Genomic DNA, 12500 nt, shown 5'->3' on the forward strand with positions numbered 1-12500 from the left:
GACAGGCTGCAGCAGATTTTATTTTATAAAGAGCTTGGCGTAGGCCTCGAGGAAATCAAAATGATGATAACGGCTCCTGCCTTTGACGGAAAAAACGCGCTGCGCGAGCACCGGCTGAAGCTGCTTGAGAAGAGACAGCAGCTGGATCTGCTGATCGCTAATGTCGACAAAACAATAGCCCAAAACGAAGGGAGAATCACGATGACGGACAAAGAGAAATTCGAAGGCTTCAAAAAACAGATGCTGGATGAGAACGAACAAAAGTACGGCAAAGAGATCAGAGAAAAATACGGGGACGAGCAAGTCGAGCGCTCCAATCAGATCGTTAAAAACATGACGCAGGAGCAGCATACGGAGATCGAGAAATTAGGCGCCGAAATCATAAGCGTGCTGGTAGAGGCTTATGCGACAGGCGATCCTGCCGGCGAATTGGCGCAGAAGGCTGCCGATTTGCACCGCCAATGGCTCAGCTTTTATTGGGGGCATTACAGCAAGGAAGCGCATGCGGGCATTGCCCAAATGTACGTGGACGACGAAAGGTTCACCGCGTACTACGATAAGCATCAACCGGGCGCGGCGGTTTTTTTAAGGGATGCGGTTCTTGTTTATACGGGTATGGGCGATAGCCAATAGAAACCACAAAGCAGCACAATCTTCTTTAGGAGGAAAGTGCTGCTTTTTTTATCTGCTCTATCCTATCCCTTAACGGAGCCAGCCGTCAGCCCGCGGATGAAGCTTTTTGAGCCTATGGCGAATAAGACAAGCACCGGGATCGTCCCTAGCGTCAGACCTAATATTTGAGCGGCCAGATCTGTGCGGTACGCATCCCCAAGCGCCGTAATGCCTAGCGGAATCGTGTACAGCTCCGGCTTATTGACGATGATCAGCGGGAGCAGGTAATTGTTCCATGACCATAAGAATACAAGCAGCGAGAGCGTCGTGATCGCCGGATAAATAAAAGCAACCACAATCCGGAAAAATACGCCGATATCCGAGCAGCCGTCTATTCGCGCGCTCTCGAGCACCTCGGTCGGTACCGCGCTTTTGATAAACTGGGTCATCCAATATACGCCGAATGCATTGGCCACCCAAGGCAGGATGAGCGGCAGCAGCGTGCCCGACAAGCTTAGATAGCGCATCTCAATAACGTAGGCAACCAATCCAAGTTGTCCGGGGATCATCATCGTAAGCAGCACCGCGGCAAAAATCTTGCTCTTGTGCTTAAATTCATGCTTCGCGAAAGCAAAGCCTGCAAAAGCGCTGACCAAAACCGAAAATACCGTGCTAACCAGTGAAACGATAATGCTGTTCCAGTAAACGAGATCGAACCGGCTTGCTGCCACTGTTTTTAAATTTTCAAGTAAGTAGGTGCCCGGCACCAGAACGATTTTGGTAAATAAATCTTCGTTTTGATATGTTCCCATTATGATCATGATATAGAAGGGCAGCAAAGCGAATATAGAAAGAAGGGCAATTGCCGTCGTAGCGAGCGTCGTTCTAGCGGTTTGGCTCATTCCTGTTCCCCCCTATAAAATCTTGCGCCAATGAATGAGAAGAAAGCGATAATGAAACATAAACCGTAAGCTATTGCCGCCCCAAGCCCATATCTGGTCATGCTGCCGTAGGCGGTATCATACATATTCCAAACGGTCGTTAAGCAGCAACGGTCCGGACCGCCGATGACAGCCGTGCTCGAGCCCATTCCCGCGCCTCCGAGCAGCAGCATCGGCTCCTCTAGCAGCTGGAAGCCCCCAATGATTCCGGTGATGACAATAAATACGGTGACCGGCTTAAGAAGCGGCAGCGTAATGGACATAAATGTCCGGTATCCGTTGGCCCCGTCAACCTGCGCGGCTTCGTTTAGATCCTTCGGTATGTTCGCAAGGCCGGCAAGGTAGAAAATCATCGTGTAGCCAAAGCCTTTCCAGAAAAGCATGATAATAATGACGAATCGGGCATACAGCGGATCTCCCAGCCAATAGATCCCTTCATCAATCAAACCGAGCTGTATCAGGATTTTGTTAATAAAACCTGCTTGCCAATCAAACAGTAGGTTGAACATCAAACCCACCGCAACGGGCGTAACGATATATGGAAGAAAATTAACCAATTGAAAGAAACCCTTCCACTTTACCCAACGGCTGTATAGAAGCGATGCAATGACAAGCCCGAATAGGATTTGAAGCGGAAGCGTAAACGCAACAAACAGCAGCGTATTTCCGACTGATTTAAAAAAATAAGAATCGGGATTAAACAGGAACTTATAGTTATCCAAACCGACAAAGGTTTTCTCGCCGATCCCATTCCAGTCTGTCATACTGACATACAGTGAAAATAACATGGGAATAAGGCCAAAGGCTAAATAAAATAACAGGTACGGTGAGAGGAAAAAGTAAGGCACCCATTTTCTTTTTACGGCATCCATCGCTTACACTCCTGACTATTAGACTAGTTGTGAAAGGAAAAGCGGCCGGTGGGCCGCTTAATTTCTTCCCATTATCCGCTTAGCCGCGCTTACTCCCAGACGATATTAGGCGCTTTCGCTTTTAATTCTTTTTGAATGCGGTCCATTGCTTGCTCCACGCCGAAGGCTTCGTCTTTCACGAGTGTCTGAAGCACGATATTCATCACTTCGTCCAAAACCAAATCATTGATATTTTCCGCCATATCCTTGGTTGTCGCCGAAATGTCTACAAAAAACTTGTGGCCAATATCCTGCGTGCCGAAATTCCGCCATGTCCAGTTGGTGAAGGACTCATTCTCATAGGCTTGTTTAAAGTGCGTAAATACGCCGTCCTTTTTTTGAGCTTCCGCGCCTTCCTGCGACATCGAAGTAAATTCAATCCATTTCCAGGCTAACTCTGCATTTTTAGCGCCTTTTGGAATACCATGCGAGGAGCCGCCTCTGATAAAGCCGCCGCCTGGAGGTACCATCAACGCCCAACGATCATCTTTTTTGTCGTTCGGCCCGATTACATATTGCGGCATCCATACGGGCGACATCGCGAATATGTATTTCTCCCCGCCGAATGTCGCATTCCAGGCCGGTGTCCATTGATCCAGCTTGTCTATAATGCCGGAATCCCGAAATTTCACTAAATCAGTCACTGTGTTAGTAAGCATAGGCGCATTCAGCTTATCCCCGTCAAAATACGGTTCTGCGCGCTGCCCTTTAAGCGTCTGGTTTACATCGCCGAGGCTCGGAAACATTTGAACCTTGCCTCCGCTTTGCTGCAATACCTCTTTCCCTTTCTCGATAAATACATCCCAGTCCGTGAAGATGGCTTCCATTTCCTCCGGATTATCCGTTCCGAAATATTGTTTCGCGAGCGATTTGATGTAGGCAATGCCTGCTACGCTCATATCGTCCGGAATCGCGACCAGATGATCATCGACGGAGAAAGTCGGGAGATCATAATCGAACAGAATGGATTTGTCGGCATTATAAGGCGCAGCCTCGAGATTCTCAAGAATGTCCATATCGAAAATTTTAGCTTTTTGTCCTCGTTCGATTCTAACGACATCCGGTAACTCGCCGCCGGAAGCGATCGTCGTTTGCAGCTTTTTCGAAATATCCTCCGCGGCAACGTTCACGCGCTTCACTTTGATATTTGGATATTTCGCATTGAAGGCAGCCAGCGCCGTAGGATGCTCAGGCTCCCACGTCCATAATATGAACTCCCCCTTTAAATCTTCGTTTCCTTTGCTTGCAGCGGTTCCCTCGTTATCTGCTTCTGCGCTTTCTTTATTGTTCGTATCGCCCTCTTTCTGGTTATTTACGGCATTGCCTCCACCGCAGGCCGCAAGCAAACATACGAGCATGGTGATGGTGATCAAAAGACTAACCCGTTTGGTCCAAAATCGTATAAGCATCGAATAATCTCTCCCTTGTCAACTTATATTGTCTACGCTTTCAATATACATGCTTGTAAATGTAAGCGTAAACATTGCAATCCTACACTTTTGGTCGTTATCCAACGTTTCCTCTTGCTTAGGGGTACCTGCCATACGTATAATCAAGCATACGTCAAATCCAGCGGAGGTTCGGATGAACAAAATCATATTGGTAGATGACGAACGCATTGCCTTGGAGCATACAAAAAGCCTTCTGGCTTGGGACGAATACGGCTTCGAAATAATGGCAACCGCAACAAACGGCAGAAGCGCCCTGCGTCTATGCGAAGAAATTCGCCCTCATATCATGATCGTCGATATCCGCATGCCTGTCATGGACGGGCTCGCACTAATCAGAGCGGTTTCCGAGCGGAAAATAGGAGTAAAATTCATAGTCATGAGCGCCTATGAGGACTTTGACTATGCGAGACAAGCCATTTCCATCGGCAGCGTATCCAGCTATCTCATCAAACATGAGGTAGACCGGAATAAATTGCTGCTCGAGCTGAACAAAGCGAAGGAAAGCTGGGAAGCCGACGAAAACCAGCGAAGGATGCAGCGATCCGATCAACTGAAGGAGATGATTACGGGTACCGGACTTCCCCTTACATTAGTGGATAGCTCCGCTGCTCCACCGTTTGGCATGCTGCTTGTCCAAAAAGACGTTCCCTTCTCGGCCGTTCCCTCGGTCAACGGGGAGACAGGGCTGCTTCCATCACTCAAATGGAGCTTCGCTGAATTAAGCCGGCTGTCCGATCCAACGCCCTGGCAGCTAGTCGGCGAATTTGCTCTCAATCGCACCCAGCTCGTAGCCCTGTTTTCGCAAAAAAACAGAGCAGACTGCACCCAGCGCGATTCATTTAAAGATCTCGTTGCAGTTCTTCAAGCCCACCTGAATCGCCAAAACAACCAGAGCAAGTCCATTTATTATTCGTTCCAATGCCATGATTCCTTAGGTCTTCGCGATTCCTTCCGCAGAGTCGAGGCTGCCGCCCGGCATGCCGTCTTTTGCGGCAATGCGCAGATGCTGTGTGTCGATGATCTCCCTTTGCTGCCGCTTGGCAGCGAAAACTACGCATCGGCTTTACATCATGAGTACCTGGAGATGCTGGTCGAAGGCATGGGCCAAAATGATCTCGTTAAAATGGAAAAAGCTATCAAAAACCAATTTCACTCCCTTGGCGGGCAGCGCTGGAATTTGCCTGGCTTGTACGAAACCGTTCATACGCTTAGCGGACTTTTGAATAAACGTAATGCTGCCCTTGGCTTGCCTGAAATCGATCCTTTGCCGTTAACAGATAAAGTGCCTTTGTATCACATCGATGATATCATGGACAGCTATATCCTACTGTTCCGGAAGCTATTTTCCTCAATGGGTACTCACGACCGGTTATCCAACAAGCTGCTGCGGGCGCTGAAACACATCCAAGAGCATTTCCATGAGGATATTGCCATTGAAGATGTATCGCATGCTACGGGGATTAGTCCTTCTTATCTCCACCAGTTGTTTAAACGTGAGCTGTCACGTACTTTTCTCGATTATTTGACGGAGCATCGGATCAATCAGGCCAAGCTTATTCTAAGCCGTGAAGATGCGAAAATGACTGAGGTATGCGCAAGGGTAGGTTATCGTTCACCGCAGCATTTCAGCCAAGTATTCAAAAAAACGACTGGCATGCTCCCCCATCAATTCCGTCATGGAGGCCGTCACTTATGAAAAGCCTGCGGTCCGTCATTCTCCAACGGATCATCATTGTTGCTATTATCAGCTTCCTGTTATCCGCGGCATTTACCTTTTATTATTACAAAACCATTTTAGTAAAACAGATGATTCACGAGGATGAAACGAAGCTTAGCCAGACCGTCAGGCAGCTTGAATACATGTCAGACGACATTGCCAAATTCTCATTTTCGCTTATCATATCGGAACAATTGCAATCCTTCTACAAGACCTTCGACCAGCTGGATACCTTCGGCCAGTTTGCCCTCATTCAAGATTCGCTCGATTATCTCGACGAGAACAAAGGACTTCGCAAGGAGGTCAGCAGCTTTGCGCTTCTCCTGCCGGATCGCCGCGTTTTTTGGAGCGAAGCGCGAAATGATCAATATTTTAGCGAACGGCTAAAAGAAGACTGGTATCAGAATTTCGTCCAGTCCGGTCAGCAGCATGCCTTTACGGAGCCGCATGATATGATTCTAACCAGCAATACGGTAGAGCAAGGCAAGATCATTAGCTTTATCGTAACGGTAACCGATATTGAGCAGCCCGGACGCAGAATTGGCGAGCTCATTCTTAATCTTGATTACAGCAGCTTTGAATCGCTGCTCGATTTTGGCAGCGCTGACTTTGAAGGAGTTCTATGGATGAATGATGCGGGATACCTCCTATACGAGAAGGATAGTCCGTCTTCCGGCATTTCGCTCACCCCTTCGCTCCTACAAGCTGCTTCCGAGCGGCAGAAGGACGGCATCTCATCCGTCCAAGGAGGGTACATGCTCGTAGATCGGTTCGAGAGCATTAACTGGAAGCTGGTCACCTTCATTTCGCAAGCATCGTTAATGGAGCGCGGTAGAATCGTCATCTATTTGCTTGGCGTGTTCTCGCTTACCAGCACGACTTTAATTCTGCTCCTGATGATGCCTGCCATCTTCCGAATCACGAGACCGATTATGCGGCTTTACCATGCGATGAATGCCGTATCAAGCGGCAAGCTGCATACTTCCGTCAATATCAAAACCGGAGACGAATTAGAGAAGCTTGGCCAAGGCTTCAATCGCATGACCAATCAGCTGCAGGTGCATTTGGAAGAATCCATCCGCCATGAAAAAGATAAAAGAGAGCTTGAGCTAGAACTTGTACTCTCCAAATTAAATCCGCATTTTGTTTACAACACGTTGAATGCCGTCATTTATATGGCCCGGAAGCAAGGAAACGACGATATTGTCCTTATGGTCGGCTCTTTTATCCGACTGCTTCAGGATGCTGTCAAAATGGACGGCGTCCAATCTCTGATTCCTTTGCGTGAAGAGCTGGACCTGCTTCGCGACTATATCGCCATTCAATCCTTTCGCTACATTGATATGTTTGAGGTTGAATGGCATGTTCAGGAGCAAGCTTATGAATGTTTAGTTCCTCGTAATTTTTTGCAGCCATTTGTAGAAAACGCGATTTTTCACGGCATTTGCCCAAAGGATCTGCCCGGCACGCTGCGCATTTCGGCAGCGGTCTCCAGCACGGCGCTTATATTGCGCATCGAAGATGACGGAATCGGGATTGAAGAAGAGCAGCTTGCGACCATATGGGATAAAGAAAACCAGAAGAAAAACTCTGGTCTTCGCCATATTGGCTTATCGCATACCCGCAAGAGGATAGAGCATTTATTTGGGGGCCAAGCCACAATGCGCATCGACAGCCTTCTCGATCAAGGAACAACCGTTACGGTCGAGCTTCCGAAGCTCCTTCCGCATACCTGACTCCTTTTTAATTTTCAAAAAAAGGACTGTCCTCGCAGGGCATAGCAACCAAGCCCTGAAGACAGTCCTGAATTTTATTCGAATCTTACGACCAATCCCTCTTCGCCTCGGCAAGCCCATTCCTCATCCGATGCGAAAGACGGTTTTATTCCCCAAAACGCATCAAGCGGGCTGCTGTATAGGCAGTAGGTTAAAATTATGCATGCCATCACAGAATCTGAAGCATGATCGACCAGCTTGCCGACCTTAATCCCGCTTGTTAGCCTGGGTATCTTATCTAAATCCAGTTCGATATCAAAACGGGGATCAACCCTGCGTTTAAAAACATCGGAGAGCTGGGCCAGCGCAAGTTGATCCTCCCGATTTAGTCCTAGCTTTGACCAGCCATGACTAGGGTAAACCTCGTATAACCGGGATGCATTCTCCCTATAGCTGTCAAAGGGGTAAATAGATACGTCGTTAAGCAGGTTAAATAAAAGCTTGCGGCCGCCATACACCATGCCGTTCATACTGATTGGCGTTTCGGAGACCGGGCTTTTTCCGTTTACGGCGATATCCGTCACTCTGCAGTCCCGGACGTTGTTTTTGCCGCTATGCACCTTGCCGAATTTTTGCTTAAACGCCATACGCGTATCCCCATAGGCTTCACGAATAAAAAATGGCCAGGAGGATTGATAATGTTCATTCAAATGCTCCCTTGGAATCGAGAAGGGGAAATCAAGTCCCCATGGCGCCGGATTATTTTTAATCATATAAAATAAATCGAGCCTGTCCTCGCATTCCTTAACGTCCAGTATCGTTAAACGATGATCAGCTAACCAACCTGCCGTTACAAAAATCTTTCCGTTGGGATCCTTTGCCCCGCTAAAATCACATCCGTAAACGAGCATATTTCCCTCCTGAGTTTTCGGTAAACCGCGGCTTCCACAAGGGGACGCTCTACCCTAGCGGAGGTTTGATCGGAAGGCGAAGTGCGAATTCGCTGCCCACTCCTTTAATGCTTTTGAGTGTCAGCGAACCGCCAAGCAGCCTGGCAAGCTGATGGCTGATGGACAGGCCTAATCCCGTTCCCTCGTATTTCCGCTTTATCGTGCCGTCCTCCTGCAAAAATGCCTCAAAAACCAGCTTCTGAAATTCCTCGTCTATGCCAATACCCGTATCCTTTACCGCAAACACAAGGAATTCCGAGTCATGGTCCTTATATACTTCTAAGCTGACGCTGCCTTTATCCGTAAATTTAACCGCATTAGATAATAGGTTTCTTAAAATTTGACTCAGCCGCAATCCGTCAGAGAACACCATTGCCGGCACTTCCTCTGCCACGGAAACAGAAATGCTTAAATTTTTCTCGTTAGCCATAGGGGCCATCTGATAATACATCGTCTGCGCTAGATCTTCTATCGATATGTCGCCCCAGTCCATTTCCAATTTACCTGCTTCCACTTTGGATAAATCCAAAATATCATTAATGATTCGCAGCAATTCTTGGCTAGAGGAATTGATGATGTCCGCATACTGCCGATTTTCGCTTTGTTCCTTGTTTCCTTCATTATCACGAATGAGTTCTGATAGCAGAATAATGCTATTTAGCGGCGTTCGGAGTTCATGCGACATATTCGACATGAAATCCGATTTATATTCAGATGACTTGATAATTTGCAGCGCCTTATACTCCAGCTCCTGATGAGCCTCGATAAGCTCCAGTTTTTGCTCGACGAGAATAATATTCTTTTTTCTCAGCTCTTCGGCACGCAGCTGATCCTTATAAAAATCATAAATAATAAAGATAAAAAAAGCGCCTAGAACAATAGATAACGGTAGGGTATAAGGCATATACTGCTTCAAATAAAGCTCACGGGAAACAGACCCAAAGGCAGCAATGCCGGATACCTGTAAAATATTTATGCTAAACAGTGAGATTGTCGCTCTCAAGGGATAACTCCAATTCGGCTTACGCACATAGAGCATGACGAGCCCCGCCGAAGCAAAGGCCAAGATCAAGATATTTATCGAACCGGTTATTGCGCTGGCCGTTAAACCGTTTACACCATACCTAGCTGCAGCAATACCCAGGCCAATAGTCAGCACATGCCATGGATTCCGGAACATCAAGGTAGCGAATATAATCGGCACGACCCGTAAATCGAATACCGGCCCATCACCTATTTGAAAGCCAACTTTCATGGTCACCCAGCCCGAAAAAATAAAAATGGTTATCAATAACACTTTTTTATAGCCGTCTGATACATGCTGAAACAAAAGTTTAAACAAGAGATTAAAAAGGTAGGCACAAGTAATAAGTATACTTATATTGGTGAAAAAGATGACACAAAAATTCATATCTTGCCTCCCCTGGATGCTTTTATTGTACACGAAGCGAGTCCCTTTGACAAAAAAAGAAAACGATAAAAACATTCAGGTTATGGCTCTGAGAATACAAAAAAAGCCTTGCTGAGCAAGGCTTTAATCGTTGTAACTATGATGCGCGTAGAGGGACTTGAACCCCCACGGTCGCCCGCTAGATCCTAAGTCTAGTGCGTCTGCCAATTCCGCCATACGCGCATGAAATAAAAAATGGTGAGTCATGTAGGATTCGAACCTACGACACCCTGATTAAAAGTCAGGTGCTCTACCAACTGAGCTAATGACTCATAGAATGGTGGAGGCTGACGGGATCGAACCGCCGACCCTCTGCTTGTAAGGCAGATGCTCTCCCAGCTGAGCTAAGCCTCCGCGAAAACAATAAAACCCACAAGCTGTGGGGTTGTTTCTTGGCACATATGAAGCATTTGCGCCTTGAAAACTGGATACGAAAGATTAGGTTTGCTGAAACCTTTTTAGCTGCTGTCTGCCGGATGTATGGGTCCGGGGCAAACTTAAGCGTATGCTTACGATGTAAGTTTGCTTCTCAAACTTTGTAGGATAAGCCCTCGACCGATTAGTATTCGTCAGCTGCACACATTGCTGTGCTTCCACCCCGAACCTATCAACCTCGTCGTCTTCAAGGGGTCTTACATACTGGGAAATCTCATCTTGAGGGGGGCTTCACGCTTAGATGCTTTCAGCGCTTATCCCGTCCGTACTTGGCTACCCAGCGGTGCTCCTGGCGGAACAACTGGTACACCAGCGGTACGTCCATCCCGGTCCTCTCGTACTAAGGACAGCTCCTCTCAAATTTCCTGCGCCCGCGACAGATAGGGACCGAACTGTCTCACGACGTTCTGAACCCAGCTCGCGTACCGCTTTAATGGGCGAACAGCCCAACCCTTGGGACCTACTTCAGCCCCAGGATGCGATGAGCCGACATCGAGGTGCCAAACCTCCCCGTCGATGTGGACTCTTGGGGGAGATAAGCCTGTTATCCCCAGGGTAGCTTTTATCCGTTGAGCGATGGCCCTTCCATTCGGTACCACCGGATCACTAAGCCCGACTTTCGTCCCTGCTCGACTTGTAGGTCTCGCAGTCAAGCTCCCTTATGCCTTTGCACTCTTCGAATGATTTCCAACCATTCTGAGGGAACCTTTGGGCGCCTCCGTTACATTTTAGGAGGCGACCGCCCCAGTCAAACTGTCCACCTGACACGGTCCCTCTGCCGGTTTCACGGCAGCAGGTTAGAACTCCGATACGATCAGGGTGGTATCCCAACGTCGCCTCCACACAAGCTGGCGCTCATGCTTCTCAGGCTCCCACCTATCCTGTACAGATCGTACCAAAGTCCAATATCAAGTTACAGTAAAGCTCCATGGGGTCTTTCCGTCTTGTCGCGGGTAACCTGCATCTTCACAGGTATTAAAATTTCACCGGATCTCTCGTTGAGACAGCGCCCAAGTCGTTACGCCATTCGTGCGGGTCAGAATTTACCTGACAAGGAATTTCGCTACCTTAGGACCGTTATAGTTACGGCCGCCGTTTACTGGGGCTTCGGTTCACAGCTTCGGGTTTAACCCCTAACCGCTCCCCTTAACCTTCCAGCACCGGGCAGGCGTCAGCCCGTATACTTCGCCTTACGGCTTCGCACAGACCTGTGTTTTTGCTAAACAGTCGCTTGGGCCTTTTCACTGCGGCCCCCTCGGGCTATTAACCCTACCGAGGCACCCCTTCTCCCGAAGTTACGGGGTCATTTTGCCGAGTTCCTTAACGAGAGTTCTTCCGCGCGCCTTAGCATGCTCTGCTCGCCTACCTGTGTCGGTTTGCGGTACGGGCACCTTCACCTGGCTAGAGGCTTTTCTTGACAGCCGGAGTACATGACCTTCGCTACTATAATTTTCGCTCCCCATCACAGCCCAGCCTAATAGTGTGCGGATTTGCCTACACACTAGCCTCACTGCTTGGACGGGCTATTCCATCAGCCCGCGTCACTGCCCTTCTGTGTCACCCCATTGCTCATAACGGTTTACGGTGGTACAGGAATTTCAACCTGTTGTCCATCCACTACGCCTTTCGGCCTCGCGTTAGGTCCCGACTTACCCTGAGAGGACGAGCCTTCCTCAGGAACCCTTAGGCTTTCGGCGGACAAGATTCTCACTTGTCTTTTCGTTACTCATACCGGCATTCTCACTTGAATACAGTCCACCAGTCCTCACGGTCCAACTTCAATCCGTATTCAACGCTCCCCTACCCAAGTACCATAAAGGTACATGTCATAGCTTCGGTGGTGTGTTTAGCCCCGTTACATTTTCGGCGCAGAGTCACTCGACCAGTGAGCTATTACGCACTCTTTAAATGGTGGCTGCTTCTAAGCCAACATCCTGGTTGTCTTTGCAACTCCACATCCTTTCCCACTTAACACACACTTGGGGACCTTAGCTGATGATCTGGGCTGTTTCCCTCTTGACAATGGATCTTAGCACTCACTGTCTGACTCCCGAGTAGCACGTCTATGGCATTCGGAGTTTGACTGGACTTGGTAACCCTTGGCGGGCCCCGCACCCAATCAGTGCTCTACCTCCACGACGCTCATTCCTCGAGGCTAGCCCTAAAGCTATTTCGGGGAGAACCAGCTATCTCCGAGTTCGATTGGAATTTCTCCGCTACCCCCACCTCATCCCCGCACTTTTCAACGTGCGTGGGTTCGGGCCTCCAGTGCGTGTTACCGCACCTTCACCCTGGACAGGGGTAGATCACACGGTTTC

Annotated in this window: 8 protein-coding genes, 3 tRNA genes and 1 rRNA gene (2 of these 12 only partly in view); 3 read left to right on the forward strand and 9 right to left on the reverse strand. The window is 48.4% G+C overall.

Annotated features, from left to right (window positions below):
• Nucleotides 1–633, forward strand: partial view of a MerR family transcriptional regulator gene (locus tag ACN6MW_RS09845; RefSeq protein WP_419875303.1) — the 3' portion only. The gene continues 138 nt to the left of window position 1, outside the view; 633 of the gene's 771 nt are visible here — the last part of the coding sequence; the start codon falls outside the window, past its left edge; it ends in the stop codon at nt 631–633.
• Nucleotides 634–695: 62 nt separating this feature from the next.
• Here ACN6MW_RS09845 and ACN6MW_RS09850 read toward each other — a convergent pair whose 3' ends face one another.
• The 3 genes from ACN6MW_RS09850 to ACN6MW_RS09860 form a co-directional block, all read right to left on the reverse strand.
• The gene (locus ACN6MW_RS09850) at nt 696–1514 is read right to left on the reverse strand and encodes a carbohydrate ABC transporter permease (protein ID WP_364145046.1); all 819 of its coding nucleotides are present in this window, start codon (nt 1512–1514) and stop codon (nt 696–698) included.
• Nucleotides 1511–2425 (reverse strand): carbohydrate ABC transporter permease, encoded by a 915-nt coding sequence (locus ACN6MW_RS09855; protein ID WP_364145049.1) that lies wholly within the window; start codon nt 2423–2425, stop codon nt 1511–1513. The genes ACN6MW_RS09850 and ACN6MW_RS09855 overlap by 4 nt, the downstream gene beginning before the upstream one ends.
• A gap of 89 nt (nt 2426–2514) precedes the next feature.
• Nucleotides 2515–3873 carry an ABC transporter substrate-binding protein gene (locus tag ACN6MW_RS09860; protein WP_419875304.1) on the reverse strand — a complete coding sequence of 453 codons (1359 nt, stop codon included), beginning with the start codon at nt 3871–3873 and terminating at the stop codon, nt 2515–2517.
• Nucleotides 3874–4048: 175 nt separating this feature from the next.
• Here ACN6MW_RS09860 and ACN6MW_RS09865 point away from each other — a divergent pair, with 175 nt between their 5' ends.
• Entirely contained in the window at nt 4049–5611 is a 1563-nt protein-coding gene (locus tag ACN6MW_RS09865) for a response regulator transcription factor (RefSeq protein WP_419875305.1), read from the forward strand.
• Complete coding sequence (locus tag ACN6MW_RS09870; RefSeq protein WP_419875306.1) at nt 5608–7368, forward strand: sensor histidine kinase; 1761 nt, start codon at nt 5608–5610, stop codon at nt 7366–7368. Before ACN6MW_RS09865 ends, ACN6MW_RS09870 begins: the two co-directional genes overlap by 4 nt.
• 74 nt (nt 7369–7442) lie before the next feature.
• Here the strand turns inward: ACN6MW_RS09870 and ACN6MW_RS09875 are convergent, their stop codons facing one another.
• The 6 genes from ACN6MW_RS09875 to ACN6MW_RS09900 form a co-directional block, all read right to left on the reverse strand.
• On the reverse strand, nt 7443–8258 hold the full coding sequence (locus tag ACN6MW_RS09875; protein ID WP_419875307.1) for a hypothetical protein: 816 nt from the start codon (nt 8256–8258) through the stop codon (nt 7443–7445).
• A gap of 49 nt (nt 8259–8307) precedes the next feature.
• Entirely contained in the window at nt 8308–9552 is a 1245-nt protein-coding gene (locus tag ACN6MW_RS09880; RefSeq protein WP_419875308.1) for an ATP-binding protein, read from the reverse strand.
• Between the two features lie 298 nt (nt 9553–9850).
• A tRNA-Leu gene (locus ACN6MW_RS09885) sits at nt 9851–9930 on the reverse strand.
• Nucleotides 9931–9943: 13 nt separating this feature from the next.
• Nucleotides 9944–10019, reverse strand: a tRNA-Lys gene (locus tag ACN6MW_RS09890).
• A 6-nt stretch (nt 10020–10025) separates the two neighbouring features.
• A tRNA-Val gene (locus tag ACN6MW_RS09895) sits at nt 10026–10101 on the reverse strand.
• A 185-nt stretch (nt 10102–10286) separates the two neighbouring features.
• Nucleotides 10287–12500: ribosomal RNA gene (locus tag ACN6MW_RS09900) — 23S ribosomal RNA — on the reverse strand; it runs 722 nt beyond the window's last position.

This window comes from Pristimantibacillus sp. PTI5, from assembly GCF_048572955.1.
In the GTDB taxonomy this organism is placed as follows: Bacteria; Bacillota; Bacilli; order Paenibacillales; family Paenibacillaceae; genus Pristimantibacillus.

What these genes read in the sequence shown, in the direction of transcription:
- ACN6MW_RS09850 (WP_364145046.1), bottom strand. Translation starts at nt 1,514, where the DNA reads ATGAGCCAAACCGCTAGAACGACGCTCGCTACGACGGCAATTGCCCTT.
- ACN6MW_RS09855 (WP_364145049.1), bottom strand. Translation starts at nt 2,425, where the DNA reads ATGGATGCCGTAAAAAGAAAATGGGTGCCTTACTTTTTCCTCTCACCG.
- ACN6MW_RS09860 (WP_419875304.1), bottom strand. Translation starts at nt 3,873, where the DNA reads ATGCTTATACGATTTTGGACCAAACGGGTTAGTCTTTTGATCACCATC.
- ACN6MW_RS09865 (WP_419875305.1), top strand. Translation starts at nt 4,049, where the DNA reads ATGAACAAAATCATATTGGTAGATGACGAACGCATTGCCTTGGAGCAT.
- ACN6MW_RS09870 (WP_419875306.1), top strand. Translation starts at nt 5,608, where the DNA reads ATGAAAAGCCTGCGGTCCGTCATTCTCCAACGGATCATCATTGTTGCT.
- ACN6MW_RS09875 (WP_419875307.1), bottom strand. Translation starts at nt 8,258, where the DNA reads ATGCTCGTTTACGGATGTGATTTTAGCGGGGCAAAGGATCCCAACGGA.
- ACN6MW_RS09880 (WP_419875308.1), bottom strand. Translation starts at nt 9,552, where the DNA reads ATGAAAGTTGGCTTTCAAATAGGTGATGGGCCGGTATTCGATTTACGG.